Origin of the sequence: Comamonas testosteroni ATCC 11996 (genome assembly GCF_000241525.1) — a bacterium.
GTDB classification, from domain to species: Bacteria; Pseudomonadota; Gammaproteobacteria; order Burkholderiales; family Burkholderiaceae_C; genus Comamonas; species Comamonas testosteroni.
On record NZ_AHIL01000012.1, the window covers coordinates 221,381 to 247,387 of the forward strand.

Here is a 26,007-nt window from a genome sequence, read left to right on the forward strand (position 1 = left end):
TTGATTAGAAAGCGTGGCGGATACCAACTTGCACGCCGTTGCTAGCCTTACCGGGGGCAACAGTGTAGGACTGAGCACCACCCAGCTTGAATGTAGCGTCATCCTTGTTCTTCAGGAAGGAGTATGTGCCGTACAGAGCAGTACGCTTGGACAGGTTGTGCACATAGCCCAGGCTCAGCTGGTGAGCCTTACCAGACAGGTCGCCGCCGTTCTTGTACAGAGCGTACTGAGCCTTGACTTCACCCACGCCGCCCACAGGAGCAGACACGCCCAGAGCGTAGCTGGTCAGCTTGGAGTTCACAACAGCGCCCTTTTCCTTGACTTGCAGGAACAGGCCGTTGACCTTGGCCACGCCGAAGTCATAAGTAGCGCCCAGACCGTAGGAGTCCAGCTTTTCGCCTTGCGAGAAGTCAGCGGTAGCACCAGTGTAGCCGGTGGCAACGGTACCCTTGTACTTGCGATCAGCGCCCAGAGTCACAGCCAGAGGGCCGTTGTTGTAAGCCGCGAAACCGCCGAAGTAACGACCGTCCTTACCGTCGCCAGCCTTTTCACCGAAGGCGTAGTCCACGCCAGCAGTGAAGCCGGAGAAGTTAGGTGTCAGGTAAGTGATCTTGTTGTTTTGACGGATAGCGCCGTCTTGGCTGTAGCCCCAGCCGCGGAAGCCGCCAATACCGATCACGCTGAAGTTGGAGTGGGCAGACAGCTTGTTGTAAGCAACCACTTCGTCACGACCCAGGCGCACTTCACCGAAGTTGCCCATCAGGCTCACGGTGGAACGGCGACCAAATTGGAAACCGGAACCAGAAGACAGACCAGCACCAGAGCCATCGCCCACGTCGGTGCCGATAGCGCCTTCCAGCCAGAAGCCAGCCTTCAGACCGCCACCCAGGTCTTCAACGCCACGCACGCCCAGACGAGAAGAAGAGTTGGAACCGTTGTGCAGACCGTAGTTGGAAGTGCCACCGTTACCACCGCCCTTGACGTAGGAAACGCCGGTGTCAACCACACCAAACAGGGTCACGGAAGATTGAGCCATTGCGGCGCCGGAAGCGGCCAGCACTGCCAGGGCGATCAGAGATTTTTTCATTACGAGTTACTCCAAGGTTTAGAAGGGCGCCGGTTCTATGGGAGAGAGACTTGAGCCTCGAGCTCCACCGGTTTCCCGCGCCAACCTCCTGGTGGGGAAGTTGGGTCTATTGCACCAGACCCCCGAGCCAAGCGCAAAGGAATTCACCCAAAACTGCTCGATTCGGCGCGTTTTCGTTGCACCACCGCAACAAACACCAAGCCGCACTAGCGGGCACACCCTTAAGGGTTTCGGCCTAGGATTGCCCCAGCGCAAGTTGCGGATGAGCCACTCTGGTGTACCTTATGTGCATTGACGCCAGACAGGCGCCGCACTGAGTTCTTTTTAGCCATGGACAAGTTTCTGACCGCTGCCGATGCAGCTCTTCGCACTCTGTTTGCCGACCCGGTGGCCGCAGAGCGCTCGCCTGCCACAGGGATCGCCGAAGCCGATTTGAGCGATGAGCAGCGCAAGCTCTCCGCAGCCTTGATGCGCGTCAATCATGTGGGTGAGGTCTGCGCCCAGGCGCTGTACAACGCCCAGGCCATGGTGACCAAGGACATGAAGTTGCGCGAGCATCTACTGCATGCCGCTCGCGAGGAAATGGACCACCTGGCCTGGACCCGCGAGCGCCTGCATGCCCTGGGTGACAGGCCCTCGTTGCTGAACCCGCTGTGGTTTGCTGGCGCTTTTGCGATTGGCACGATTGCTGCCAAATTCAGCGATGCCGCCAGCCTGGGTTTTGTGGTCGAGACAGAAAATCAGGTTTCTGCCCACCTGGCAAGCCATCTGGGTCGCCTGCCCGAGGAGGACGAGGCTTCGCGTGCCGTGGTCGAGCGCATGAAGGATGACGAAGAGCGTCATGCCGCAGCAGCGATCGACGAAGGTGCGATGCAACTGCCCCCGATTGCCCAGGGGCTGATGCGTGTGGCGGCCAAAGTCATGACGTTTACGGCGCATCGCATCTGATTAGCGTCTGTTCAACAAAAACGGGCCGTTGAGGCCCGTTTTTCGATCGAACGTCCAGTTCAGGCTTCGACGATGTCGAAACCCGTAGTGATTTCGGCCGTCTTGCCCAGCATGATGGTCGCCGAGCAGTATTTGTCGTGGCTCATGGCAATGGCGCGTTCGACGGCACCGGCCGGCAGGCTCTTGCCGCTGACCGTGAACTGCATGTGAATCTTGGTGAACACCTTGGGGTCGGTCTCGGCGCGCTCGGAAGTCAGCTGCACGCTGCAGCCCTTCACATCGTGGCGGCCACGCTTGAGGATGAGCACCACGTCGTAGGCCGTGCAGCCGCCGGCGCCGGCCAGCAGCATCTCCATGGGGCGCGGTGCCTGGTTGCGACCGCCGTTGGCCGGGTTCTTTTCATCCGGCGCGCCATCCATATTGACCACATGGCCGCTGCCGGTCTCTGCCACAAAACCCATGCCCGAGCGCGTTCCGGTGGCCGCGCCTGTCCAACTAACCGTGCATTCCATTGTTTTTCCTCTCGAAACTGTTGCAATTTTGCATCAAATACATAAAAACCCGAATCTTTTGATGCACAGAAAACACAAGCCTCATACAATACAACCCAAGCGTTACCTGTGAGGTCAAACCCGCAGGCAGACTGCAGATTACTGGTTAACACCAATCTGTATCGCACCATTTGTCTCCTCCACCTCCTCTAATGGTGGATTCAGCCCCTAGCTCCTGAGCTAGGGGCTTTTTTTCGTGCCTGCTCATCGCGCTTCTCAGAGCAGCAGCATGCACCTCTTGAGCGAGTACTGCAGCGCAGCAAGCAAGCGCCTATCATGGTCGGCTTCCATGCACCCGGCAGGCTGAATACCCTGGCTCTGGTGCTCTGCTTTCGATTTGCACCATGACCCAAGCCCTGACCCCTGCCGATTATCTGACTCGCATCCTCAATGCACGCGTCTATGACGTGGCCGTGGAGTCGGATCTGGACATTGCCAAGAACCTCAGCCGTCGCCTGCACAACAAAGTGCTTCTGAAGCGCGAGGACCAGCAGCCCGTGTTCAGCTTCAAGTTGCGCGGCGCCTATAACAAGATGGCCAATCTGACGGCCGAGCAGCTGCAAAAGGGCGTGATCTGCGCCAGCGCGGGCAACCATGCCCAGGGCACGGCGATGAGCGCCAAGAAGCTGGGCTGCCGCGCCGTGATCGTGATGCCCACCACCACACCCCAGGTGAAGATCGATGCCGTGATCGCCCTGGGCGGTGAGGCGGTGCTGGCCGGAGAAAGTTACTCGGACGCCTACAAGCATGCCGTCAAGCTGCAAAAGTCCGAGGGTCTGACCTTTGTCCACCCCTTTGACGACCCCGATGTGATTGCCGGCCAGGGCACCATCGCCATGGAGCTGCTGCGCCAGCTGCAAAAACTGGGCAGCCAGCGTCTGGATGCCATCTTCGTGCCCATCGGCGGCGGCGGCCTGATTGCCGGCATTGCCAACTACATCAAGGCCGTGCGCCCCGAGGTGAAGGTGATCGGCGTGCATACCAAGGACTCGAACGCCATGATGCAGTCCGTGCAGGCGGGCGAGCGCGTGGAACTGGCCGATGTGGGTCTGTTCGCCGACGGCACGGCCGTGAAGCTGGTGGGGGCGGAAACCTTCCGTGTCACCCAGGGCCTGGTGGATGACTATGTGACCGTGGACACCGATGCCGTCTGCGCCGCCATCAAGGACATCTTCACCGACACCCGCTCCATCGTCGAGCCATCGGGCGCCCTGGGCGTGGCGGCCATCAAGCAGTACGTGGCCAGGCACAAGACCAAGGGCGAAACCTACGCCGCCATACTGAGCGGCGCCAATATGAACTTCGACCGCCTGCGCTTTGTGGCCGAGCGCGCCGAGGTCGGCGAGGAGCGCGAAGCCCTGTTCGCCGTCACCATCCCAGAAGAGCGCGGCAGCTTCAAGCATTTTTGCGAGGTGGTGGGCAAGCTGCCCGGTGGCCCGCGCAACGTGACCGAGTTCAACTACCGTATCAGCCACGACAGCAAGGCCCATGTGTTTGTGGGCCTGACCACGCCAACCAAGGGCGAGTCCGAGAAGATCTGCAAGAACTTCCAGAAGAACGGCTTCGAGGCGCTGGATCTGACCTTTGACGAGATGGCCAAGGAGCATCTGCGCCATATGGTGGGCGGCCACTCGCCGCTGGCACAGGACGAGCGTCTGCTGCGCTTTGTCTTCCCCGAGCGCCCCGGTGCGCTGTTCAAGTTCCTGAGCCTGATGGCGCCGACCTGGAATATCTCGCTGTTCCACTACCGCAACCAGGGCGCCGACTACGGCCGCATTCTGGTCGGCATGCAGGTGCCGGCCAAGGACCACAAGAAGTTCGACAGCTTCCTCAAGAACCTCGGCTATCCCTGGGTGGAGGAAACCGACAATCCTGCCTACCAACTGTTCTTGAAGTAATAAAAATAGGAGCTACCACCACGCTTCCTTTATCGATTTCAGATAGAAAAGACCCTGAAATCAATGAACACAAAGCGCAATTAGCTCCTTTTTTATTCACAACACCATGCAAGCCCTGCGCCACTATCTGCTGGCCGTCCAGTTCTTCAGCCGCATCCCCGTGGCCGGGCGTCTGGCGGCCTGGGTGGGCTGGAGCCCGGAGATGCAGCGCGCCAGCGCCGCGCATCTGCCGGGCGTGGGCTGGCTGGTGGGTCTATGGGCAGCGCTGCTGCTGGCAGCCCTGCTCTGGCTGCTGCCGGCAAGCCCCTGGTCGCCGCTGGCGGCGGCGCTCATCAGCACCGCCGGCACCTTGTGGCTGACCGGCGGTTTCCACGAGGATGGCCTGGCCGACGTCGCCGACGGGCTGGGCGGCCTGGTCCCACCCGAGCGCGCGCTGGAGATCATGAAGGATTCGCGCATCGGCGCCTATGGTGTGATGGCGCTGCTCATGGCCCTGCTCGCCAAGGTCGTGCTGATCGCCCTGCTGCTGTCCGTCATGCAGCCGTTCTGGGGACCGGCGCCGGTGCTCATCCTCGTGTGCTGCATTCATGTGCTGTCACGCTTTGCGCCGCTGGTGCTGATGCACAGCCTGCCCCACGTCGGCCTGGCCGCGAGCAGCAAGACCCTGCATATCGCGGGCCGGCAACTGGGCTGGCAAGGCCTGCTGACCGGCGGCCTCTGGTGCCTGCCGGCACTGGGCCTGCTGGGCTGGCTCGGCGTCTGGAGCTTTGTGCCCAGCCTGCTGGCGGCCATGCTGGTTACCACCTGGCTGCTGCGGCGCTGGCTGCGTAAGCGTCTGGGCGGCATGACGGGCGACTGTCTGGGCGCCTGCCAGCAGCTCAATGAACTGGCGCTGCTGCTGGCCAGCTGCATCTATCTGCGCCAGCTACTCCAGGCATGAAAACACTATGGCTGGTGCGCCACGCACGCCCCTTGATCGATACCGAGCGCTGCTACGGCCGCCTCGATATCGCCGCCGATGCAGAGGCCACCCGGCAAGCCGCTCAGGCCTTGCGGCAATCTTTGCAACCCCTGCATGGCAGGCTGCAGATCCGGCATTCGCCACTGCAAAGATGCAGGCAGCTGGCGTTGGTTCTGCAGGTACTGGAGCCCGATTTCGTCTCCACTCCCGATGGCAGATTGCTCGAGATGGATTTCGGCCATTGGGAAGGCATGCGCTGGAATGACATCGGCGACACCGCCATCGGCGCCTGGGCGCACGATCTGGCGCTGCACGCGCCTGGCGACGGCGAATCCCTGGCACAGATGCTGCAGCGCGTGAACGAGGTGCTGCAGGATGCGCTCAACAGCGACAGCGCACATATGGTGTGGATCTGCCACGCAGGCGTGGCGCGCTGCGCGCAGTGGCTGCTGCAGCATGGCCACCGGCTGCCGCAAAGCCATGAGTGGACCTTGCCGGCGCCCGCCTATGGGCAGTGGCTGCGGCTCGAACTCAGTTGAATGTCGCCATGGGCGGCCTGGGCAATTGCAGCACCGTGCTGGCCGGCCCGTTGGCAGGGCCCAGTCGCGCTTCGCGCGCCGCCAGAGATTGCAGAATCACGCCCTCCTCCACGGCCTCGCCCACACGCACGGCCTTGCTGCCCTTGCCTTCCACGGCAATCACGGCGGCACCGCCTCCTGATTCGTGCCCTGCCAGTACCCCGAGCAGCGCATAGCGGCTGGCCACCGGTGCGGCCACGGCAGCGACAGGCGCTGCGACCGCCCCCAAAGCCTTGGCCATGGCCTGGGCATTGGCCTGTACCGGCTGAGCAGGCACGACCGAGGGTAACTGCTCACTGGCACTGCCGACGAACCGCAGTATCCAGAACACCACCACCGCAGCGGCAATCGCCCACAGCAGCAGGGTCGTGAGTTTGACCGGCATGGAAAGGCCCTGACCGGTATTGAAAGATTGCAGTCGCATTCGACGATTATGATGGCGCAATACTGCATTTTTCCTACAGTTTCCAATGAGCACCAACTGCCGTCATCCGATGTCTGCTATTCGCCACGCCGCATCACGCGGCTTTACCCTGATCGAATTGATGGTGGTGCTGGTCATCATTGGCGTGCTGGCAGCGCTTATCGTGCCCAATGTGCTGGACCGCGCCGACGATGCGCGCGTGACCGCAGCCAAGACCGATATCGCCAATATCAACCAGGCGCTCAAGCTCTACCGCCTCGACAACCAGCGCTATCCAACGGCCGAGCAGGGCCTGCAGGCGCTGGTAGCCAAACCAACCACCGGCCCCGCTCCTCAGAACTGGAAGCCCTACCTGGAAAAGCTGCCCAATGACCCCTGGGGCAATCCTTATCAATACCTGAACCCCGGCGTGAAGGGCCCCATCGACATCATGTCCCTGGGCGCTGACGGCAAGGCCGGCGGCGAAGGCAAGGATGCAGATATTGGCTCCTGGCAATGAGCGTTAAAGCCCCCACGAGAGCATCGACCCCACGCTCCCTCACTGCGTGTGGTCGCTGCCCCCAAGGGGCCCTGACCGGCTAAAGCCGAGTTTCGCCTTGGGGCTGCCCGGCAGCGAAACGTCCTCCGTCTAACCCGCTTCACATCAGCAATTCGGCCGCTCACTCCTTCATGGCTCAACTCAAACACGCCGGATTTACCTTGCTGGAGTTGCTGGTGGTGATTTCCATCATGGCGCTGGCAACGGCCGGCGTGAGCCTGGCCATAAGAGACAGCGGCGAGCAGCAACTCGAACGCGAAGCCCAGCGTCTGGCCACCTTGCTCGAATCGGCCCGCGCCCAGGCCCGCACCAATGGCGCCCTGGTTATCTGGCGCCCGATGCCGCAGGGCTTCCGGTTTGAAGGCCTGCCGCCCAACGTCAAAATGCCCACGCAATGGCTGCAGACCCCAGTGCTGGTGCAGCCCAATACGCCACTGGTGCTGGGGCCTGAGCCGCTGATTCCAAGGCAGAGCATTACCTTGTCGCTGCCTGGCAGCAGTTCGGCGCCGCTGCGGCTGGCCACCGACGGGCTGCGCCCGTTCAGCATTCAAAGCCAGCAGGTGGTGCCATGAAACCCGCCCTGCAGCAGCGCGGCTTCACGCTGATCGAGGTGCTGGTCGCGGTCGGAATCGTCGGCGTCACCCTGCTGGCAGGACTTCAGGCCAGCAGCGCCCTGACGCGCAATGCCCAGCGCCAGTCCGACGTCATTCTGGCCCAGCTCTGCGCACAGAACGAGCTGGTGCGACTGCGCCTGTTCAATCAGATGCCTGCCGTCGGCGACACCACCATCCAGTGCCAGCAGGCCGGCAGACAGATGCAGGTACAGCTCAGCGTGCGCCCCACGCCCAACCCCAGCTTCAGACGCGTGGATGCCCAGGTGTTTTCCGAAGCGGCTGCGGTGCTGCGCGTCTCCACCATCGTCGGCCGCTACTGAATCATGAGCAGCATGCGCAACAGAAACAAAGGCTTCACGCTGATCGAGTTGCTGGTCGCTCTGGCCGCCATGGCCTTGCTGGCCATCATGAGCTGGCGCGGCATCGACGGCATGCTGCGCGCGCAGGAGGTGACGCGCGAGCAGGGCGAGCAGCACGCCGTCATGCAGACCGTTCTGGCTCAGTGGAATGCCGACCTCAACGCGCTGATGCCGCTGCAGGGCCGGCAGGTGCTGGACTGGGACGGTCAGGTGCTGCGCCTGACGCGCAAGACCAGTGCCGCCGTCGACAGCGGAGCGCTCATCGTGGCCTGGAGCCGTCGCAATGTGGACGGCCGCTCCCAATGGGTGCGTTGGCAATCGCTGCCCGCGCGCACGGTCAGCGAATGGAACGATGCCTGGAACCAGGCGGCCCAATGGGGCCGCAATCCCTCCAGCGACCAGATGCGCCGCGAAACCGTGCTGATACCTCTGGACCTCTGGCGTGTCTACTACTACCGCAGCAACGCCTGGACCAACCCGCAGTCCAGCGATCAGGGCGACGATGACGGCAGCAGCGTCGGCAGCGATGGCAATCCCGTGCTGCCCAACGTGCCCGACGGCATACGCATCGAACTGACACTGCCCCCTGGCCGTGCGCTCAACGGCGTGATGACGGTGGACTGGGTCAACCCGCTGCGCTCAAACTCCAGATCATGAAATCCCCCCTGAGTCGCTTCGCGCCTTCCCCCCAGGGGGACAACCCCATCGCTGCGGGGCGGCCCTGGCTCGGGGTTTCCGGCTTGGGGCGCACCAGTTTCAGAGGCACGCGCCAGCGCGGTGCGGCGCTGCTGGCGGCCATGCTGACGGTGGTGCTGGTTGCCACCCTGGCCTCGGCCGCGCTCTGGCAGCAATGGCGCGATGTGGAAATCGAGACCGCCGAACGCAATCGCGTGCAGGCCAACTGGCTGCTGCTGGGCGCGCTGGACTGGTCGCGCGTGGTGCTGCAGGAGGACTCGCGCGCCAACCGCAGCAACCCCGTCGATCATCTGGGCGAGCCCTGGGCGGTGCCACTGAAGGAGGCTCGCCTGTCCACATTCCTGGCCGCCAAGAACAATGTCAGCCAGGTCGATGACGGCCTTGCCGACATGCAGGACGCTTTTCTCTCGGGCGAGATCGTGGATCTGCAGTCGCGCCTGAATCTGCGCAATCTGCTCAGCGGAGCCGATTCGAGCGTGAAGGAGGAAAACCTCAAGCCTTTTCTGCGCCTGTTCGAGCGCCTGGGCCTGCCCGGCAGCTCCGTCATGCAGATCGCCACGGCCATGCAGCAAGCCATGCGCGGCAAGAGCCAGACTGCGGCGCTGATGCCTCGCACCGTCGGGCAACTGGGCTGGCTGGGCGTCGATCCTCGCCTCATCGCGCGCATCGAACCCTATGTCTCGCTGCTGCCCGAGCGCACCACGGTCAATCTCAACACGGCCAGCGCCGAGGTCATCTGGGCCAGTACCGAGGATCTGGACTGGGCCCGCGCCAACCAGCTGGTCCAGTTGCGCGATGCCTCGCCCTTCAAGTCCCTGAATGCAGCGGCTGCGGCCATAGGTCTGAGCGGCGTCTTCAACAGTGCCGCTCACTCCGTGACCACCAGCTATTTCGAAGCCCGCGGTCGCCTGCGCCTCGGGGACAACGTCTTGAGCCAGCGTTCACTGATTCAGCGCAAGAACATGAGCGTGACTACCCTGTGGCAGGAGCATGCCGACTGGGGTATGCCCGCAGTTGCCAGACCCTGACACCCTGATGTCACATTGCCCCCATAGAATGCTGCATCTTCCCTCATGAGCACATTGCTAATACAGCTGTCGGCGAAGCCCGCTAACTCCGCCACGGAATATCTCTACGTCCTCAGCGACGATGGCCAAAGCATTCAGCGCAGCGGCCAGGCTGCGGCGTCCCTGCTGCCGGCCACGGGCCGCACGGCCCAGGTCACCGCCGTCATCCCTGCCGCTCAGCTGTCCTGGCATGCCGTCACCCTGCCTTTGGGACTAAATTTGCAAAGCCGGCGCCAACAGCGTCTGCGCGCCGTGCTTGAGGGTTTGCTGGAAGAAAAGCTGCTCGATGAGCCAGCCGCCATGCACCTGGCACTGGACGCTGGCTCGGCGGCAGGTCAGATCTGCTGGGTCGCCGCCTGCGACAAGGGCTGGCTGCGATCCCATCTGCAGGCCCTGGAACAGCATGGTCATGCCGCCAGCCGCCTGGTGCCCGAACAATGGCCCAGCAGCAAGGCCCAACTGCTTCTGTCGGGCGACAGCACCCAGCCCCAGCTGAGTGCCACCGGGCTGGATGCTCAGGCCTGCCTCATCGTCCTGCCCCAGCATTCCGATGCCGGTCTGCTGCAGTCACTGCTGGCTCGCCTGCCTGAGGATCTGCCGGTGCTGGCCGAACCCCACCTGGCACGCAGCGCGGAGACACTGCAGCGCCCGGTCAGCATCTTCACCGCCGCCCAGCGACTGCTGCAAAGCCATGGCTACGCAGGCGACCTGGCCCAGTTCGATCTGGACCTGGGCGGCAGCACCCGCGCCAAGCGCCGCCTGCTCGATGCCTGGCATGGTTTTGCCAAGGCTCCGCAATGGCGTGCTGCGCGCTGGGCGGCAGGCATTGCCGTCGTCGCCCAGCTGGCCGGACTCAACGCCTGGGCCTTCAGGGAAAACCGTGCCATCGAACTGCGCCAGCAGCAGGCCAAGCAGGTACTTCAGACCACCTTCCCGCACGTGCCCGTCATCATCGATGCTCCGGTACAGATGCAACGCGAACTGGATCTGCTGCGCAGCAACTCCGGCGCCCTGTCCGCCAGCGACCTTGAAGCCCTGCTGGCCGCCAGTGCCGGCATTCAGGGCGTGCAGAATGCCAAGAGCCTGCAATACCAGGACAAGCAGCTGCGCATCTCGGGCCTGGACCTGAGCCCCGAAGCACTGGGCGACGCACAGCAAAGCCTGCAGGCCAATGGCTATATGCTGCAACGCGAAGGAACAGAACTGGTGCTGAGTGCAAAGGCGAGGCCATGAAACAGAAAAACGCCTTGAAAACCGCACTGGCTCCGCTGCGCCTGCGCTGGAGCACCCTGGCCCAGCGCGAACAGAATCTGTTGCTGATCGCCGCCAGCGTCGTCCTGCTGGCCCTGCTCTGGTGGGTGGCGCTGGCACCGGCCCTGCACAGCCTGCGTACGGCCCCCGCACGCCATGCGGCAGCGGAGCGCCAGCTGCAGACCATGCTGCAGATGCAGGCCCAGGCCGAGCTGCTGCGCCAGCAGCCGCAGGGCAATAGCGCCGATGCGAGCACTCAGCTGGAGCAGTCGCTCAAGACCGAACTCGGCAGCAGCGCACAGTTGCAGTGGCTGGGCAACCGTGCCCAGGTCAGCCTGAGCAATGCCGCCGCTCCCGCCCTGGCCCGCTGGCTGGCACAGGTGCGCGACAACAGCCATGCCTCGGTGGCCGAGATGAAGCTCAACCGCAATCCCGGAGAAAGCGTCGACGGCGCTGCCGTTACACGCTGGAGCGGCAATCTGCTGCTCGATTTGCCCGGCAACGCAGGTGCACAGAATTAGCCGCGACCATGAGCCTGAGCACTTCACGCCCCACCAGCAAAGCCTCGCGCAGACCGCGTGAGCCAGGCGAGCCGCGTTCGCCGCGCAGCTGGGCTGTTGGCGGAGCCTTGCTCGGCGGCCTGCTGGCGCTGCTCATCCATGCCCCGGCGGCCTGGCTGGCCACAGGCGTGCAATCGATCACAGCCGACCAGGTACAGCTGCAGGAGCCGCGCGGCACGCTCTGGCGCGGCTCGGCCAGACTGGTGCTGACCGGCGGCAAGGACAGCCAGGACCAGAGCAGCTTGCCCACGCGCCTGAACTGGACACTGCGACCCAGCCTGAGCGGCGCCAGCATCAGCCTGCAAAGCGATTGCTGCACCAGCACCCCGATGCTGGCGCAGCTGCAGCCGGGCTGGAACGCCATGACGGTGCGCTTCAAGGACAGCATGCTGCAACTGCCCGCCGACATGCTGGCCGGACTGGGCACGCCCTGGAACACCGTGGCCCTGCAAGGTCAGTTGCGCCTGTCCACGGTCGGGCTGACACTGCAGTATCGCGCCGGCCGGGCCACCAGCCAGGGGCTGACACGGCTGGAAGCATTGGCCGTATCGTCCAGACTGTCGTCGCTCAGGCCCCTGGGCAGCTACCGCCTCGATATACAGGGCGGAGACAATGCCCAGCTGAATCTGATCACACTGGGCGGCGACCTGCAGCTCAGCGGCCAGGGCCAATGGGTGGGCTCGCGCCTGCACTTCAGGGGCGAAGCCTCTGCCAGCCCCGAGCGCGAAGCCGCTCTGTCGAATTTGCTTAATATCTTGGGGCGCCGCCAGGGTGCGCGCTCCATCATCACCTTTGGTTGACCCATGACTCAGCATTCACGCACCGCCTGGCAAAACACACTGCATTCGATAGCTGTTGCCTCGCTTGCCGTCTGCATTTCAGCACCTATTCATGCTCAAACCCAGAGCGGACAAGCGAATGCCACTCCTAGTTTGCGACCAGGCGAGCCCGTCACGCTGAACTTCACCAATGCCGATATCGAGGCCGTGTCGCGCGCCATGGCCGCCATCACCAATCGCAACGTAGTGGTGGATCCGCGCGTCAAGGGCCAGATCACGCTACTGACCGACAAGGCCGTCTCGCCTGCCACGGCCTATCAGCAATACCTGGCGGCACTGCGCATGCAGGGCTTCACGGTGACGGAGTCGGCGGGTCTGTTCAAGGTGATTCCCGAAGCCGATGCCAAGCTGCAGTCCAGCGAGGTCTCCGTCGGCCAGGGAGGGCGCGGCAGTCAGGCCGGCGGCGGACAGATCGTCACGCAGATCTTCAAGCTCAACTACGAGAACGCCAACAATCTGGTGCCCGTGCTGCGGCCGCTGATCAGCCCCAACAACACCATCAACGTCAACCCCGGCAACAACTCGCTGATCATCACCGACTACGCCGACAATCTGCAGCGCATCTCGCGCATCATCGCCAGCACCGATGTCTCCAACGCCACCGACGTGGAAGTCATCGCGCTGCGCCATGCCGTTGCCGCCGATATGGTGGCCCTGGTCAATCGCCTGATGGAAGGCGGCTCTGCCACCGCAGGCGGCGTGGTCCAGGCCGGAGCCGGTGCGGCAGCAGGCCAGGCAGACACCAGCTTCCGCACCTCGATACTGGCCGAGCCGCGCAGCAACTCGGTGCTGATCCGTGCGGCCAACCCGGCCAAGCTGTCGCAGATCCGCTCGCTGATCGCGCGTCTGGACCAGCCGGCCATGACTGGCAACGGTGACGACGGCAACATCCATGTGGTGTATCTCAAGAACGCCGACGCAGTGTCTCTGGCCGCCACGCTGCGTGCCGCCATCAACGCCCAGACCAGCGCCAGCACCGCCCTGGGTGGCCAGCCGGGCATGACGGCGGCCGCCGGCTCGACCACCAATGCAGCAAGCTCCCAGCCCGTGATCTCGCGCGGCACGGACGGCAGTGCCACCGTAGGTCTGGGCGGCGGCAACAGCGGCCCCAGCTCCCGCTTCGGCACTGCCCAGCAGCCCTCCACGGGCGGCATGATCCAGGCCGACCCCACGACCAACTCGCTGATCATCACGGCTCCTGGCCCGCTGTACCGCCAGTTGCGCACCGTCATCGACAAGCTCGACGGCCGCCGTGCCCAGGTGCTGATTGAAGCCCTGATTGTCGAAGTCTCCGCCGACAAGGCGGCCCAGCTGGGCGTGCAGTGGAGTTCGGTGATCCGCAACAACGGCCGCGTGCTGGGCGTGCTCGGCAACGGCACCTCCATCAGCGGCATCTCGAACATCTTCGGCCTGTCGGGGGCCGTTGGCAATCTGGTCAACGGCACACCCCTGACCGACAGCCAGGCCTCGGCGATCGGCGGCATGAAGGGCATGAACCTGGGCTTCACCCAGAACGTCAACGGCAACACCAGCCTGGGTGCCCTGGTCAACCTGATGCAGGGCGACGGCGACACCAACATTCTCTCCACACCCAATCTGATGACGCTGGACAACGAGGAAGCCAGCATCATGGTGGGCGAGAACGTGCCCTTCCCCACAGGCTCCTATACCAACACCGCCGGCACCTCGGGCTCCGTCAATCCCTTCACCACCTATGAGCGCAAGGACGTGGGTACGCTGCTCAAGATTCGTCCGCAGATCAACGAAAACGGCACCATCAAGATGGCCGTCTATCAGGAGAACTCGGCAGTCAAGCAGGGCACAGCCAACGCCCAGTCCGGCGCCACCACCACCAAGCGCTCCATCGAGTCGAATGTGCTGGTCGAGGACGGTGCCATCGTGGTGCTGGGCGGCTTGATTGCCGACGAATACAGCCAGAGCCAGGAACGCGTGCCGCTGCTGGGCGATATTCCACTGCTGGGCAATCTGTTTCGCAACACCAGCCGCGAGCGCAAGAAGACCAATCTCATGGTGTTTCTGCGCCCCACCGTGCTGCGTGACGCCAGCTCCACCAGCCAGCTCTCGCAGGACCGCTATGAGTCCATTCGCGGCATGCAGCAAACCGTGCAGCCCGACCCCAATCTGCTGATGCGCAATGTCAATGCCGCGCCCTTGCTGCCCGCATCCAGCGGCGCTGCACCGGCAAGCGTGCCCAATGTGGCTATCGTTCCTGGAGCCAAGCCCGAGATCGTGGACTTCACGCGCCCAGGCCAGCCCACGGTGGACGGCCAGCCCGTGACCGTGACGCCTGTGACGCCCGCCACCCTGCCCCCGGGCACCCTGTAAGCGAAAGCCACGCATGCGCTACCCCCTGCCCTATGGCTTTGCCCGCAGCAGCCAGTTGCTGATCGAGGATGACGGCCAGGAGCCCGTGCTCTGGCATGGTCCGCATCCCGACTGGTCGGCCATCTCCGAAGTGCAGCGCAAGCATGCGGTGCAGCGTTGGCAGCTGCTGGACAGCGGCGCGCTGGCCCATCGCATCAGCGCGGCCTATGCGCAAAGCGACTCCAGCGCGGCCATGGTGGTCAGCGAGGTAGAGTCCGATGCCGATCTGACGCGCATGATGCAGGAGCTGCCAGCCGTGGAGGACTTGCTGGAGACCGCGGACGACGCCCCCATCATCCGCATGCTCAACGCCCTGCTCACGCAGGCGGCACGCGACGGTGCTTCGGATATCCATATCGAGCCCTACGAGCGCCATTCCAGCGTGCGCTTTCGCGTGGACGGCGATTTGCGTGAGGTAGTGCAGCCCAACCGGGCCCTGCACGCCGCCCTGATCAGTCGCCTGAAGATCATGGCCGACCTGGACATTGCCGAGAAACGCCTGCCCCAGGACGGGCGCATCAGCCTGCGCCTGGGCACGCGAGCCATTGACGTGCGCGTCTCCACCCTGCCCAGTGCCCACGGCGAGCGCGCCGTGCTGCGTCTGCTGGACAAGAGCGAGAGCAAGCTCAGCCTGGAAGCCGTTGGCATGGGCGGCGAGACGCTCAGGCGCTTCACCCATCTCACGGCGCAGCCCCACGGCATCGTGCTGGTCACCGGCCCCACGGGCTCGGGCAAAACCACCACGCTCTACGCCGCGCTGCAGCGCATGGATGCCAGCCACAGCAACATCATGACGGTGGAAGACCCCATCGAATATGAGCTGGCCGGCGTGGGTCAGACCCAGGTCAACGCCAAGATCGAGCTGACCTTTGCCAAGGCCTTGCGCGCCCTGCTGCGCCAGGACCCGGACGTGATCATGATCGGCGAAATCCGCGACTTCGAAACCGCGCAGATCGCCATCCAGGCTTCGCTCACCGGCCACCTGGTGCTGGCCACGCTGCACACCAATGACGCGCCCAGCGCCGTCACCCGCCTGATCGACATGGGGGTCGAACCCTTTTTGCTGTCGTCCTCACTGCTGGGAGTGCTGGCACAGCGCTTGGTGCGCAAGGTCGACCAGAGCGAGCCCAGCGGCTACCGGGGCCGCACCGGCATCTTCGAGCTGCTGGCGGTGGACGACGCCATTCGCGCCCAGATCCATCGCGGCGCCAGCGAGGCAGAGATTCGCGAGACCGCCATGGCGGCAGGTATGCAGCTGATGCGCGAGGATGGCGAACGCCTGGTGCGCGAAGGCATCACCACTCAGGCCGAGGTCATGCGCGTCACGCGCGACTGAGAGGCCACGGGCTCACTCGCGCCAGCGCAGCATGGCCGGGCCCGTGAGCAGCACGCGCACGAAATCGGCCTGCCGCCCCACCCCCACCTTGACCGCCGCCGATTTGAACTGCGAACGCGCGGTATGGATGGACAGGCCTTGTCTCTCGGCGAACTCCTGCAGGGTCCAGCCATTGATCAGCGCCTGGGCCAGCTGAGCCTCTGCCAGCGTGAGCCGGTACAGATTGCGCAGCAACTCCTGCAACGAGGGAATGCTCAGCGCCGGATCGCTGATCAGCAGCATGGCGGCACTGCGCTCGCCATAGGGACTGCTATGTAGGGGCAAGGGCGACACCATGACCTGTAGCTGCTGTCCAGCCAGCCCTGTGAAGCGGCTGGCCCGGCCGTGGTGCTGCCCCTTGCCCAGCCCTGTGGCAACACAGTCCCGCATGGCTTTCTGCAGCCAGCGCTGGTCTGCGGCATTGGTGGCCTGCAGGCTCTCGTCAGCTGCGCGATATATCAGCTGGCTTTGCTCCATCAGGCGCAAGGCCCGGCTGCTGGCATGCATCACGGCAGCACGTTCGTCCAGAAGAACCACGCCCACCGGCAGATCCTCCAGCACGGACAGCGATGCGTTGAGCAATGCCTGGGTGCGGTACAGGCGTCGGTGCATCGCAAACGCGGTCTGCAGATGCGGCATGAGCTGCTGCACCAGGCCCAGCTCTTCGGCGCTGTAGGCACCCACCGCATGCGGCCTGACAACCGTGATGTTGAACGAGCGGTCATGCTGGTTGTCGACCACGGCCGCGCAGGAATAGAACAGATCCTGGGGCTGCAGCCAGTCGCCATACCATTCGGTACCCGGCAGGCTCTGGTCGGGAAACAGGGTGGAGGAATTCACCACCGTGCCCGGTCTATGCAGGCTCTGGTCCTGCAGCCAGACATTGCACTGACAGTAGTGCGCGGCAAAGCTTTCGAGTTCGGCGGTGGCAAAGCCCTGGCTGGCGCCGAAAGTGCCGAAGCCCCCGTCCAGATCCACCGTCCGCTGCGCGAAGTCGTTGGCCCAGATCACGCTGGCCGGCGAACGCAGTGCCGAACCGAACAGGGCCAGAAAGCCCTGCCAGCGCACCGGCTCCAGCGCCGACTCGTAGATGGCCGCTATCAATGCAGGAACCCGTTCCTGCAACACCAAAGGCAGATGCGCTACCGCCATAGAGCCCCCTTCCAAGGCTCGCCACAGCAAGCGCCTGATGGCCCTTCGCCGGGGATTTATTTCATTTACTCACACTTTGAAATCGCTGCAAACCCTTCGCCCATTTTGGTGATGTTTTCGCGACAACAAGTACTTACAAACAAGGCAGCCACTCTCTCAACCAAAGGCCGCCATGTCACAAGCCCCCGCCACCACACCATTCATCCGCCGCTCAGTGTCCCTGGGCACCCTGATCCTGATTGCCTCCATTGCCGGCTGCGGCGGCGGCGGCGGCAGCGACAGCACGTCTCCCGCTCCGTCGCCCGCCCCGGCTCCGGCCACAAAATCGATCTCCACCACCGTGATCGACGGCGCCTTGCAGAACGTCAAAGTCTGCCTGGACAGAAATGACAACGGCAGCTGTGACAGTGAAGAGCCCAGTGCCGTCACCAATGCCTCCGGCCAGGCCAGCCTGGAAGTGCCCGAGGCCGATGCGGGCAAATACCCGATTCTGGCCCTGGTCACCAAGGACTCCGTCGATGCCGACACCGGCGCCGTTCCCGTGGCCTTCATGCTCCGAGCGCCCGCCGATCAGCCTGGCGTCGTCAGCCCGCTGAGCACCCTGGTGCAGGCGCACAGCCGGGCCACGGGCAGCAGCACCAGCGATGCGGCAGCAGCCATCCAGAGCCAGCTGGGCCTGGGCGCTTCGGCGCTGGCGGATTTCACCCAGGACGGCAGCAACGCCGGCAAGCTGGCCGCCACCATGGCGCGCCTGATCGTGGTGACCACCCAGACCCAGCTCACCAACACGGCGGGCGCAACAGGCGTCGACGGCGCACCGCTGACTTCGGTGCAGCTCAATGCCGCCGTCAACAGCGTGCTGCTGCAGCAGTTGCAAACCCTGGCCACGGCCGTGCTGGACAACCCCGCCCTCAGCGACACCAGCACCTCCATGAAGGACAAGCAATCCGCCATGGAGACCGCCGCCCAGCAGGTGGCCAGCGCCTCGGGCGTCACGGCCGGCAATGTGGGCCTGATCGCAGCCATGCAGTCGCAATCCAGCAGCCCCGAGGCCGGCGGCCCCGCGCCGAGCACTCAGCTGCGCTGGCTCAGCTTTAGCGACACCAGCAACTACTACATCCGGGCTTTCGAAGCCACGGCCGAGCAGAACACGCCCGATGCCAACGGCAAACGCTATTTCACGGAATTCCGCGAGCGCGTGGCTGGCGGCCTGGAGCAGCCCTGGACCCGGCCGCAGGTCTATTGGACCGGCAGTGAATGGTTTGCCTGTCCCACCGATTTCGTGCAGCAGGTCACCAGCCTTGCCAGCGGCGAGACCGAATCCCTGTACTGCAAGAGCCTGGCCAGCAGAGCCAAGCAAAGCGTGCGCAATATCACCGGCCTGAAGATGCGCGATATCGTCACCGAGATCCGCTCCGCACCGTGGCAGGACGCGGCCGACGGCAGCTTTGCCAGCTGGGGCCCCAGGCCCGATCAGGTTCCCGCCGAAACGACCTTCCCCAGCGGCTCCACGCTCAGCTATCGCACCGTCACCGATCTGGGCGGCAGCGACTACTACCTGAGCAACAACGCCAACCGCGCCACCATTGCCCGTGCCGACGCCCCGAACAACCCTGACACCAGCACCTGGCGTAGCGCGACGCTTGCGGAATTCATCGCGTGGAACGCCGGCGACTTCGCGCCCAATGTCTCGGCCGCCGAAGTGCACGGCAACAACTCGCGCGTGCTGGTCGGCCGCCGCGACTATCTCAAGCCCGATGGCAGTGCTGCCTACAAGCGCTATATGGTGGGTTTCGAGAACGGCGGCGAGCAGCGCGCACGCTTTTATGAATGTGAGGGCGATATGAGCACCTTGCCCAACAACCGGACCCTGTTCATCAACGGAGTGTCCACCTGCAAGACGATCCTGGTCAGCAACTACAGCATCGCCACCCAGGCAGATGCCAAGGTGCTGCGCTTCACGCAGGAGCCCACCCAGCTCAATGTCAGCAACTTCCAGAACTACCGCCTGTTCGTCGAACGGGGCGGCATCACCTATGTCGGCTATCGGGACAAGCAGATGGTCAGCAATCAGCAGCGGCTCAATGGCACTGCAGCCGATGCGCTGCTTGCCGCCCTCGGCCTGAACTGACTCCCCGCCTCGCTGCACAGCCCACCTCACGGTGGGCTTTTTTCATGCATGGCCTCAGTCAGCAGCGGTCATTGAGCCTTTGCCAGAATCGTTGCCATGCTTGAAAACCTTCGCACTTCCGTCCAGCCCTATGGCGGCGATCTGTTTCTGCTGCTGATCGCCCTGGCCATTGTCAGCCTCGCCGTGCTGTTCAACCTCAAGGCCCGCCTGCCCGTGGACCAGTTGCGCCGCGTGATCCGCATGGCGGCGCTGGTGGCCTTGCTGGGCTCGGTATTTGCCATGCAGGCCGGCAGCACCTACTACGCCATGGCCGCCGTGCTGCTGGCCTGGGGTGTGCTGGTCGGCATTGTTTTTGGACGTGAGATCGGCCGTAAACGCTGACCCCCAAAACGCTGCAAGCTATCAAAACCATATAGATCAATCGCCATGAAATCCCTGAACAACGTCAAGCTGTCCATGCTGGACCTGGTCGCCGTGCGCGAAGGCGCAACGGTGGCCGATGCTCTGCAGATTGCCGTGCGCACCGCGCAGCAGGCCGAGAAGCTGGGCTTCACCCGCTACTGGCTGGCCGAGCACCACAATATGCCGGGCATTGCGAGTTCGGCCACAGCCGTGCTGATCGGCCACATCGCAGGTGCCACGCAGAAGATTCGTGTAGGCTCGGGCGGCATCATGCTGCCCAACCATGCACCGCTGGTGGTGGCCGAGGCCTTCGGCACGCTGGCCGAGCTCTACCCGGGCCGCATCGACCTGGGTCTGGGTCGCGCGCCGGGCACCGACGGTGCGACCATGCGCGCCCTGCGCCGTGACCGCGTCGAGACCGAGGAGGACTTCCCTCGTGACGTACAGGAGCTGCAGCGCCTGCTGGGCGATCACCAGGATGGCGCCCGCATCATCGCCATGCCGGGCGCGGGCACGCATGTCCCGATCTGGCTGCTGGGCTCCAGCCTGTTCTCGGCCCAGCTGGCTGCACACATGGGCCTGCCCTATGCCTTTGCCTCGCACTTTGCGCCGCGCATGCTGCACCAGGCCCTGGCCCTGTACCGCCAGATGTTCAAGCCCAGTGCCACACTGGCCAAGCCTTACGCGATTGTCGGCGTGCCGGTGATTGCAGCCCCCAGCGATGAAGAGGCCCGGTTTCTGGCCAGCAGCACCTATCAGCGCGTGCTCGGCATCCTGACCGGCAACCGCACCCGTCTCATGCCCCCGATACCGGACTTCTGGGAGCAGCTGGACGGGCGCGCCCAGGCGGCGATTGCCGATTTTCTGGCCGTGGGCGTCATCGGCGGCCCGGATACCGTGCGCCAGGGCCTGCAAAAGCTGGCCGACGAGACCCAGGCCGATGAATTCATGATCGTCAGCGATGTCTATGACGCCGAGCTGCGCCTGCGCAGTCTGGAGATCACGGCTGGCGCCATGAACACCGCCGCCTGAGCGATCATGGCAGCGCCCTCCTCTCTCGCTGTGCGGCAGGAGGAAGCTCAGGGATAGCGACAGACCGGCGTCCTGGCATGAGAGCATGCCAAACTCCTGCGTCGTTCACCTCTCGAATTTCGCCCATGAGCCGTTCCGCCCGTCTGCTGCAATTGCTGGATACGCTGCGCCGCGCCCGTCAGCCGCAGACCGGGCCCGAGCTGGCCCAGGCGCTGGGCGTCAGCCTGCGCACGCTGTACCGCGACATCGCAACCTTGCGCACTCAGGGTGCCGACATTCTGGGCGACCCCGGCATAGGCTTCGAGATGCGGCCCGGCTTTTTGCTGCCGCCCCTGATGTTCAACGCCGACGAGCTGGAGGCGCTGCTGCTGGGCGCACGCTGGGCCAGCCTGCAGGCCGATCCGCAACTGGCCCAGGCTGCCACCGCCGCCATGGACCGCATCCGTTCGGCACTGCCACTGGAGCTGCGCATCGCCGTCGACACCAGCGGCCTGCTGGTTCCCAATATGCAGAACGACCCGCCGGCCGAGCCGTGGCAGGCGGCGCTGCGCCGCGCCATCCGTGCCGAACACAAGGTCGTGCTGCACTACCGTGACCAACATGGCGTGCCGAGCCAGCGCCGGATCTGGCCGTTTGCCATGGCCTACTTCGAGCGCAGCCGCGTGGTATCGGCATGGTGCGAATTGCGCCAGGCCTTTCGTCACTTTCGCGCCGACCGCGTGGATTCGCTGGAGGATCTGGGCGAACGCTATCCGCAAAGGCGCCAGGCACTGATACAGCGCTGGCTGGACGAAACCGGCTATACGCTGGATTGAACGGCGCTGCTGACAGAAACTGTCAGCCCCCGCTCCTACATTGGCTGCATGGCGTTTTTGCCATGTCACAACAGCCCGTCAAGGAGAGCCGCAATGTCCACATCTCACCAGCCCAAGCTGCGCTTTTTCAGCAACCCCAGATCACGCGCCCGCATGGTGCGCTGGATGCTGGAGGAATGCGGTGCCGACTATGAAACCGTTGAGCTGGAATTCGGACCTGAGATGAAGTCGCCCGAGTACCTGTCCATCAACCCCATGGGCAAGGTACCGGCGCTGCAGCATGGCGATGCCGTGATCACCGAGACCGGAGCCATCCTCGCCTATCTGGCCGAGCTTTTCCCCGAGAAACGACTGGCCCCGGTGATGGGCAGCCCGGAACGGGCCAGCTACTTTCGCTGGCTGTTCTTTGTCGCCGGGCCGGTGGAGGCCGTCACAACCGCCCGCAACGAAGGCTGGCTGCAATCGCAAACGCATCAGCAGGCCATGAGCGCAGGCTTTGGCCGCTTTGACGATGTGCTGAACACCTTGCTGCATGCGGTGGCCGGAAAACGCTATGTCTGCGGCGACCACTTCACGGCCGCCGATCTGTATCTGGCCAGCTACATCGGATGGAGCATGATGGACGGCAGCTTGCCCAAGCGGCCCGAATTCGAGGCCTATGCCACGCCGCTGCTGCAGCGTGCAGCCTCGGTGCGCGCCGACGAGATCGACGGCGATATGCAAGCCGCCGCCATGGCGCCGGTCGTTTAAAGGTTTTGGCCTGCAGCGATCGCCAGTCAGGCGCAGGGTCATCAAAACCTATAGCAAGCCGCTGCAGAGCACTCAGCGTGCCAGGTAGCCGCCGTCGACCGGGTAATAAGCGCCCGTCACAAACGACGCGCGGTCGCTGGCCAGCCAGGCCACCAGCTCGGCGATCTCCTCGGGCTGGCCCAGGCGTCCCATGGGGTGGGCCGCCACCAGCGCCGCATGCGTAGCCGGGTCCTGCTCCAGACCGCTGATCATAGGAGTGTGGATAAAGCCCGGCCCCACGGCATTGACGCGCACGCCCCTGGCCGAATATTCGAGCGCGGCGGCCTTGGTCAGGCCCAGCACGCCATGCTTGGCGGCCGTATAAGCTGCAGAGTTGGCAAAGCCCACGGCGCCGAGTATGGACGCCATGTTGATGATGGAGCCGCCACCGCCCTGCAGCATGGCGGCGATCTGGTATTTGCAGGCATAGAAGACGCCCGAGAGATTGACGCGCAGCACCTGCTCCCAGGCATCGAGTGGATAGTCGGCCGTGGGTGCACTGGCTCCGCCGATGCCGGCGTTGTTGCAGGCCACATCCAGGCGGCCGAAGTGGCGCATGGTCAAGGCCACCAGTGCTTCGTGATCCGCCGCGCTGCCGGCGTCGGCGCGCAGATACAGTGCCTCGGCGCCCAGCTCGCGCACCAGGGCTGCGCTCTCATGGCCCTGCTCCTCGTTGAGGTCGGCCAGCACCACGCGCGCGCCTTCCCTGGCCCATGTCAGCGCCACACAGCGGCCTATGCCGGACGCAGCTCCCGTCACCAATGCAACCTTGTCCTTGAGCATCGAAACCTCGCATTCTTGAATCGGCAGGCCATTGTGCCGACCCAGCCTGCGCCCGTCATGACCTGCCTCAAGTCTGCTGCGCGCTCTCCAATGCCGATGTGCTGACATCATTAGTCGCTACCATCCTGAGAACGTGTTTACGTTCTAACCCCTCACCTCTCAGATCGATTCGCGCATGCCCGCCTTTACCTTTGAAGCCCTGGATGCCCAGGGCCAGACCCGCAAGGGCACCCTGGAAGCCGACAACGCCCGTGCCGCGCGCAGCCAGCTGCGCAGCCAGGCCCTGGTGCCGCTGCAGGTCGAGCCCGTCGCCGCAGGCAAGGGCCAGGACCGCACCGGCGCTTCCGGATGGTTCACGCGCCCGGTCTTCAACTCCACCAGTCTGGCGGTATGGACGCGCCAGCTCTCGGGGCTGGTCAGCTCGGGCCTGCCCATAGAGCGCGCGCTGGCCGCGCTGGCCGAGGAAGCCGAGGACGAACGCCAGCATCAACTGGTTGCAGCGCTGAGGGCCGAAGTCAATGCCGGCTCCAGCTTTGCCAGGGCACTGGAGCAGCACCCACGCGAGTTTTCCGACATCTTCTGCGCCGTGATCGGTGCCGGCGAATCCAGCGGCAGCCTGGGCCCGGTGCTGGAAAACCTGGCCGACGACCTGGAGGCGCGCCAGGCCTTGCAGTCCAAGCTCATCGGCGCCTCGCTGTATCCGGCCATCGTGACTCTGGTGGCCATCGTCATCGTGGTCTTTCTGGTCAGCTATGTGGTGCCGCAGGTGGCCGGCGTGTTTGCCGGCACCAAGCGTGCGCTGCCGTTTCTCACCGTGGTCATGCTCGGCATCAGCGACTTTGTGCGCCACTACGGCTGGTTCATGCTGGCCGTGGTGCTGCTGGCTGCCGTGGGCCTTCGGCTGGCGCTCAGGAACGAGGCCTTTCGCGAGCGCTTCGATGCCCAGTGGCTGCGTCTGCCGCTCATAGGCCGGCTCTCGCGCAGCTATAACGCGGCGCGCTTTGCCGGCACGCTGGCCATGCTGGCCGGAGCGGGCGTACCCATTCTCAAGGCCCTGCAGGCCGCCGCCGAGACGCTGAACAACCGCGCCCTGCGCGCCGATGCCATGGATGCGCTGGTGCTGGTGCGCGAAGGTGCGCCACTGGCCTCGGCCCTGGCTCAGAAGAAGCGCTTTCCGGGCCTGGTTGCCATGTTCGCGCGGCTGGGCGAGCAGACGGGCCAGCTGCCGCTGATGCTGCAGCGTGCCGCCACCCAGCTGTCCACCGAGGTCCAGCGCCGTGCCATGCACCTGGCCACGATTCTGGAGCCCCTGCTGATCGTCGTCATGGGGCTGGTGGTCATGCTCATCGTGCTGGCCGTGCTCATGCCCATCATCCAGCTCAACCAGTTCGTCAAATAGGCCGGCCGCGCCCGCAACGGTGCGGAAGCGCCCACTCCAGCTTGGCGCAATTCTTGCTTTCTTTTAGTGCATTGCGGATTTTTTCCGCAATTTCGCACCAATAAATAGCAAATTTCAGCTGGAGCGTTTTCATGCAAGCACTAAAACAGGGCGCGGATGCCCTGTTCATTCTGATGGGCGCCGTCATGGTCCTGGCCATGCACGCCGGTTTCGCCTTCCTGGAACTGGGCACCGTGCGCCGCAAGAACCAGGTCAATGCCCTGGTCAAGATCCTGGTCGACTTCTCGGTCTCCACCGTGGTCTATTTCGCTCTCGGCTATGGCGTGGCCTACGGTACGCACTTTTTCGTGGGCGCCGAGCAGCTGGCGGCACTCAACGGCTACGGCCTGGTCAAGTTCTTCTTTCTGCTGACCTTTGCCGCTGCCATTCCCGCCATCATCTCGGGCGGCATTGCCGAGCGCGCCAAGTTCTGGCCCCAGCTGATCGCAACCGCCATGATCGTGGGCCTGATCTACCCCTTCTTCGAGGGCATTGCCTGGAACCAGCATTTCGGCGTGCAGGCCTGGATCAAGGCGCTGACCGGCGCCGAATTCCATGACTTTGCCGGCAGCGTGGTCGTTCACGCCGTGGGCGGCTGGATCGCCCTGGGAGCCGTGCTGCTGCTGGGCCCGCGCCGCAACCGTTACCGCCAGGGCGGAGCGATTGCCGCCACTCCGCCCTCCAGCATCCCCTTTCTGGCCCTGGGCGCCTGGATTCTGATCGTGGGCTGGTTCGGCTTCAATGTGATGAGTGCCCAGAGTCTGGACAAGATCTCGGGTCTGGTCGCCGTGAACTCGCTGATGGCCATGGTGGGCGGCACGCTGGCAGCCCTGGCAGTGGGCAAAAACGACCCGGGTTTTGTGCACAACGGCCCGCTGGCCGGCCTGGTCGCGGTCTGCGCGGGCTCGGATCTGATGCACCCCCTGGGGGCGCTGGTCGTGGGGGCTGCCGCCGGCGCCATCTTTGTATTCATGTTCACGCTGACCCAGAACAAATGGAAGATCGACGACGTGCTGGGCGTGTGGCCGCTGCACGGTCTGTGCGGCGCCTGGGGCGGCATTGCGGCCGGCATCTTCGGCACGCAGGCACTGGGCGGGCTTGGCGGCGTGCATCCGCTGGCCCAGCTCATAGGCACGCTGATGGGCGTGGCCTGGGCCGCGCTGGGCGGCCTGCTGGTCTACGGCCTGCTCAAGAAGACCATGGGGCTGCGTCTGAGCCAGGAGCAGGAATTCGACGGCGCCGACCTGTCCATCCACCACATCAGTGCCACGCCAGAGCGCGAAGCCAACTGGTGAGGGAGCTTCGGCCTGCGTATCATCGGACCTTGTCTGCAC

At 64.3% G+C, this 26,007-nt stretch carries 26 protein-coding genes; 21 read left to right on the forward strand and 5 right to left on the reverse strand.

Annotated elements, in window-relative coordinates:
• Positions 1-4 precede the first annotated feature (4 nt).
• Positions 5-1,087 (reverse strand): porin, encoded by a 1,083-nt coding sequence (locus CTATCC11996_RS06265; RefSeq protein ID WP_003074188.1) that lies wholly within the window; start codon positions 1,085-1,087, stop codon positions 5-7.
• 330 nt (positions 1,088-1,417) lie between these two features.
• Here CTATCC11996_RS06265 and coq7 point away from each other — a divergent pair, with 330 nt between their 5' ends.
• Positions 1,418-2,035, forward strand: coding sequence for a 2-polyprenyl-3-methyl-6-methoxy-1,4-benzoquinone monooxygenase (gene coq7 / locus CTATCC11996_RS06270; RefSeq protein WP_003074190.1), 618 nt, complete (start codon positions 1,418-1,420; stop codon positions 2,033-2,035).
• 59 nt (positions 2,036-2,094) lie between these two features.
• Here the strand turns inward: coq7 and CTATCC11996_RS06275 are convergent, their stop codons facing one another.
• Positions 2,095-2,547 carry an OsmC family protein gene (locus CTATCC11996_RS06275; protein ID WP_034348285.1) on the reverse strand — a complete coding sequence of 151 codons (453 nt, stop codon included), beginning with the start codon at positions 2,545-2,547 and terminating at the stop codon, positions 2,095-2,097.
• 383 nt (positions 2,548-2,930) lie between these two features.
• On the opposite strand from CTATCC11996_RS06275, the gene ilvA reads away from it, so the two are divergent.
• The 3 genes from ilvA (at position 2,931) to CTATCC11996_RS06290 (ending at position 5,984) form a co-directional block, all read left to right on the forward strand.
• Positions 2,931-4,484: a threonine ammonia-lyase, biosynthetic gene (gene ilvA, locus CTATCC11996_RS06280; RefSeq protein WP_003074194.1), complete on the forward strand. Its 1,554-nt coding sequence runs from the start codon at positions 2,931-2,933 to the stop codon at positions 4,482-4,484.
• Between the two features lie 106 nt (positions 4,485-4,590).
• The gene (locus CTATCC11996_RS06285) at positions 4,591-5,424 is read left to right on the forward strand and encodes an adenosylcobinamide-GDP ribazoletransferase (protein ID WP_003058800.1); all 834 of its coding nucleotides are present in this window, start codon (positions 4,591-4,593) and stop codon (positions 5,422-5,424) included.
• Entirely contained in the window at positions 5,421-5,984 is a 564-nt protein-coding gene (locus tag CTATCC11996_RS06290; protein ID WP_003074197.1) for a histidine phosphatase family protein, read from the forward strand. The genes CTATCC11996_RS06285 and CTATCC11996_RS06290 overlap by 4 nt, the downstream gene beginning before the upstream one ends.
• Here CTATCC11996_RS06290 and CTATCC11996_RS06295 read toward each other — a convergent pair.
• Positions 5,977-6,447: a hypothetical protein gene (locus tag CTATCC11996_RS06295; RefSeq protein WP_003074199.1), complete on the reverse strand. Its 471-nt coding sequence runs from the start codon at positions 6,445-6,447 to the stop codon at positions 5,977-5,979. The two genes, CTATCC11996_RS06290 and CTATCC11996_RS06295, sit on opposite strands and share 8 nt — an antisense overlap.
• A 70-nt stretch (positions 6,448-6,517) precedes the next feature.
• Between CTATCC11996_RS06295 and gspG the strand changes: the two genes are divergently transcribed.
• The 10 genes from gspG to CTATCC11996_RS06345 all read left to right on the forward strand — a co-directional run bounded on the left by gspG (position 6,518) and on the right by CTATCC11996_RS06345 (position 16,092).
• Entirely contained in the window at positions 6,518-6,946 is a 429-nt protein-coding gene (gene gspG, locus CTATCC11996_RS06300; protein ID WP_003058806.1) for a type II secretion system major pseudopilin GspG, read from the forward strand.
• 170 nt (positions 6,947-7,116) lie between these two features.
• Positions 7,117-7,557, forward strand: a complete 441-nt coding sequence (locus CTATCC11996_RS06305; RefSeq protein WP_003058808.1) for a prepilin-type N-terminal cleavage/methylation domain-containing protein — start codon at positions 7,117-7,119, stop codon at positions 7,555-7,557.
• Positions 7,554-7,919, forward strand: coding sequence for a type II secretion system minor pseudopilin GspI (gspI, locus tag CTATCC11996_RS06310; protein ID WP_003058812.1), 366 nt, complete (start codon positions 7,554-7,556; stop codon positions 7,917-7,919). The genes CTATCC11996_RS06305 and gspI overlap by 4 nt, the downstream gene beginning before the upstream one ends.
• Positions 7,920-7,922: 3 nt before the next feature.
• Positions 7,923-8,615: a PulJ/GspJ family protein gene (locus CTATCC11996_RS06315; RefSeq protein ID WP_003058814.1), complete on the forward strand. Its 693-nt coding sequence runs from the start codon at positions 7,923-7,925 to the stop codon at positions 8,613-8,615.
• A complete protein-coding gene (gene gspK / locus CTATCC11996_RS06320; protein ID WP_003058816.1) occupies positions 8,612-9,682 on the forward strand; it encodes a type II secretion system minor pseudopilin GspK in 1,071 nt (356 codons plus the stop codon). The genes CTATCC11996_RS06315 and gspK overlap by 4 nt, the downstream gene beginning before the upstream one ends.
• 45 nt (positions 9,683-9,727) lie before the next feature.
• Positions 9,728-10,954, forward strand: a complete 1,227-nt coding sequence (gspL, locus tag CTATCC11996_RS06325; RefSeq protein WP_003074205.1) for a type II secretion system protein GspL — start codon at positions 9,728-9,730, stop codon at positions 10,952-10,954.
• Entirely contained in the window at positions 10,951-11,493 is a 543-nt protein-coding gene (gspM, locus tag CTATCC11996_RS06330) for a type II secretion system protein GspM (protein ID WP_003074207.1), read from the forward strand. Before gspL ends, gspM begins: the two co-directional genes overlap by 4 nt.
• A gap of 8 nt (positions 11,494-11,501) precedes the next feature.
• Positions 11,502-12,332, forward strand: coding sequence for a type II secretion system protein N (gspN, locus tag CTATCC11996_RS06335; RefSeq protein WP_003058819.1), 831 nt, complete (start codon positions 11,502-11,504; stop codon positions 12,330-12,332).
• Between the two features lie 3 nt (positions 12,333-12,335).
• Complete coding sequence (gene gspD / locus CTATCC11996_RS06340; RefSeq protein ID WP_034348288.1) at positions 12,336-14,717, forward strand: type II secretion system secretin GspD; 2,382 nt, start codon at positions 12,336-12,338, stop codon at positions 14,715-14,717.
• A 13-nt stretch (positions 14,718-14,730) separates the two neighbouring features.
• Positions 14,731-16,092 (forward strand): GspE/PulE family protein, encoded by a 1,362-nt coding sequence (locus tag CTATCC11996_RS06345; protein WP_003058821.1) that lies wholly within the window; start codon positions 14,731-14,733, stop codon positions 16,090-16,092.
• Between the two features lie 12 nt (positions 16,093-16,104).
• On the opposite strand, the gene CTATCC11996_RS06350 is transcribed toward CTATCC11996_RS06345, so the two are convergent.
• Positions 16,105-17,283 carry a helix-turn-helix transcriptional regulator gene (locus tag CTATCC11996_RS06350; RefSeq protein ID WP_003074212.1) on the reverse strand — a complete coding sequence of 393 codons (1,179 nt, stop codon included), beginning with the start codon at positions 17,281-17,283 and terminating at the stop codon, positions 16,105-16,107.
• Between the two features lie 172 nt (positions 17,284-17,455).
• Between CTATCC11996_RS06350 and CTATCC11996_RS06355 the strand changes: the two genes are divergently transcribed.
• From CTATCC11996_RS06355 to CTATCC11996_RS06375, 5 genes are all read left to right on the forward strand, one after another.
• On the forward strand, positions 17,456-19,414 hold the full coding sequence (locus CTATCC11996_RS06355) for a hypothetical protein (protein ID WP_003074214.1): 1,959 nt from the start codon (positions 17,456-17,458) through the stop codon (positions 19,412-19,414).
• A 96-nt stretch (positions 19,415-19,510) separates the two neighbouring features.
• Complete coding sequence (locus tag CTATCC11996_RS06360) at positions 19,511-19,795, forward strand: hypothetical protein (RefSeq protein WP_003074216.1); 285 nt, start codon at positions 19,511-19,513, stop codon at positions 19,793-19,795.
• Between the two features lie 45 nt (positions 19,796-19,840).
• On the forward strand, positions 19,841-20,848 hold the full coding sequence (locus CTATCC11996_RS06365; RefSeq protein WP_003074218.1) for an LLM class flavin-dependent oxidoreductase: 1,008 nt from the start codon (positions 19,841-19,843) through the stop codon (positions 20,846-20,848).
• A gap of 125 nt (positions 20,849-20,973) precedes the next feature.
• Positions 20,974-21,663: a helix-turn-helix transcriptional regulator gene (locus CTATCC11996_RS06370; RefSeq protein ID WP_003058826.1), complete on the forward strand. Its 690-nt coding sequence runs from the start codon at positions 20,974-20,976 to the stop codon at positions 21,661-21,663.
• 93 nt (positions 21,664-21,756) lie between these two features.
• Complete coding sequence (locus CTATCC11996_RS06375; protein WP_003058827.1) at positions 21,757-22,413, forward strand: glutathione S-transferase family protein; 657 nt, start codon at positions 21,757-21,759, stop codon at positions 22,411-22,413.
• 72 nt (positions 22,414-22,485) lie between these two features.
• Here CTATCC11996_RS06375 and CTATCC11996_RS06380 read toward each other — a convergent pair whose 3' ends face one another.
• Positions 22,486-23,235 carry an SDR family NAD(P)-dependent oxidoreductase gene (locus CTATCC11996_RS06380; protein ID WP_003074221.1) on the reverse strand — a complete coding sequence of 250 codons (750 nt, stop codon included), beginning with the start codon at positions 23,233-23,235 and terminating at the stop codon, positions 22,486-22,488.
• A gap of 175 nt (positions 23,236-23,410) precedes the next feature.
• On the opposite strand from CTATCC11996_RS06380, the gene gspF reads away from it, so the two are divergent.
• Positions 23,411-24,634 (forward strand): type II secretion system inner membrane protein GspF, encoded by a 1,224-nt coding sequence (gene gspF, locus CTATCC11996_RS06385; protein ID WP_003058830.1) that lies wholly within the window; start codon positions 23,411-23,413, stop codon positions 24,632-24,634.
• Positions 24,635-24,765: 131 nt separating this feature from the next.
• Positions 24,766-25,968, forward strand: coding sequence for an ammonium transporter (locus CTATCC11996_RS06390; protein ID WP_003058831.1), 1,203 nt, complete (start codon positions 24,766-24,768; stop codon positions 25,966-25,968).
• The last annotated feature ends 39 nt before the right edge of the window (positions 25,969-26,007 follow it).

Bases quoted from the DNA above. Each gene is read 5' to 3' on its own strand.
- ilvA (WP_003074194.1), top strand. From the start codon at position 2,931: ATGACCCAAGCCCTGACCCCTGCCGATTATCTGACTCGCATCCTCAAT.
- CTATCC11996_RS06290 (WP_003074197.1), top strand. From the start codon at position 5,421: ATGAAAACACTATGGCTGGTGCGCCACGCACGCCCCTTGATCGATACC.
- CTATCC11996_RS06380 (WP_003074221.1), bottom strand. From the start codon at position 23,235: ATGCTCAAGGACAAGGTTGCATTGGTGACGGGAGCTGCGTCCGGCATA.
- gspF (WP_003058830.1), top strand. From the start codon at position 23,411: ATGCCCGCCTTTACCTTTGAAGCCCTGGATGCCCAGGGCCAGACCCGC.
- CTATCC11996_RS06370 (WP_003058826.1), top strand. From the start codon at position 20,974: ATGAGCCGTTCCGCCCGTCTGCTGCAATTGCTGGATACGCTGCGCCGC.
- CTATCC11996_RS06285 (WP_003058800.1), top strand. From the start codon at position 4,591: ATGCAAGCCCTGCGCCACTATCTGCTGGCCGTCCAGTTCTTCAGCCGC.
- gspI (WP_003058812.1), top strand. From the start codon at position 7,554: ATGAAACCCGCCCTGCAGCAGCGCGGCTTCACGCTGATCGAGGTGCTG.
- CTATCC11996_RS06275 (WP_034348285.1), bottom strand. From the start codon at position 2,547: ATGGAATGCACGGTTAGTTGGACAGGCGCGGCCACCGGAACGCGCTCG.
- coq7 (WP_003074190.1), top strand. From the start codon at position 1,418: ATGGACAAGTTTCTGACCGCTGCCGATGCAGCTCTTCGCACTCTGTTT.
- gspK (WP_003058816.1), top strand. From the start codon at position 8,612: ATGAAATCCCCCCTGAGTCGCTTCGCGCCTTCCCCCCAGGGGGACAAC.
- gspL (WP_003074205.1), top strand. From the start codon at position 9,728: ATGAGCACATTGCTAATACAGCTGTCGGCGAAGCCCGCTAACTCCGCC.
- gspD (WP_034348288.1), top strand. From the start codon at position 12,336: ATGACTCAGCATTCACGCACCGCCTGGCAAAACACACTGCATTCGATA.
- CTATCC11996_RS06390 (WP_003058831.1), top strand. From the start codon at position 24,766: ATGCAAGCACTAAAACAGGGCGCGGATGCCCTGTTCATTCTGATGGGC.
- CTATCC11996_RS06345 (WP_003058821.1), top strand. From the start codon at position 14,731: ATGCGCTACCCCCTGCCCTATGGCTTTGCCCGCAGCAGCCAGTTGCTG.
- CTATCC11996_RS06305 (WP_003058808.1), top strand. From the start codon at position 7,117: ATGGCTCAACTCAAACACGCCGGATTTACCTTGCTGGAGTTGCTGGTG.
- CTATCC11996_RS06350 (WP_003074212.1), bottom strand. From the start codon at position 17,283: ATGGCGGTAGCGCATCTGCCTTTGGTGTTGCAGGAACGGGTTCCTGCA.
- CTATCC11996_RS06375 (WP_003058827.1), top strand. From the start codon at position 21,757: ATGTCCACATCTCACCAGCCCAAGCTGCGCTTTTTCAGCAACCCCAGA.
- gspN (WP_003058819.1), top strand. From the start codon at position 11,502: ATGAGCCTGAGCACTTCACGCCCCACCAGCAAAGCCTCGCGCAGACCG.
- CTATCC11996_RS06315 (WP_003058814.1), top strand. From the start codon at position 7,923: ATGAGCAGCATGCGCAACAGAAACAAAGGCTTCACGCTGATCGAGTTG.
- CTATCC11996_RS06360 (WP_003074216.1), top strand. From the start codon at position 19,511: ATGCTTGAAAACCTTCGCACTTCCGTCCAGCCCTATGGCGGCGATCTG.
- gspM (WP_003074207.1), top strand. From the start codon at position 10,951: ATGAAACAGAAAAACGCCTTGAAAACCGCACTGGCTCCGCTGCGCCTG.
- CTATCC11996_RS06265 (WP_003074188.1), bottom strand. From the start codon at position 1,087: ATGAAAAAATCTCTGATCGCCCTGGCAGTGCTGGCCGCTTCCGGCGCC.
- gspG (WP_003058806.1), top strand. From the start codon at position 6,518: ATGTCTGCTATTCGCCACGCCGCATCACGCGGCTTTACCCTGATCGAA.
- CTATCC11996_RS06355 (WP_003074214.1), top strand. From the start codon at position 17,456: ATGTCACAAGCCCCCGCCACCACACCATTCATCCGCCGCTCAGTGTCC.
- CTATCC11996_RS06365 (WP_003074218.1), top strand. From the start codon at position 19,841: ATGAAATCCCTGAACAACGTCAAGCTGTCCATGCTGGACCTGGTCGCC.
- CTATCC11996_RS06295 (WP_003074199.1), bottom strand. From the start codon at position 6,447: ATGCGACTGCAATCTTTCAATACCGGTCAGGGCCTTTCCATGCCGGTC.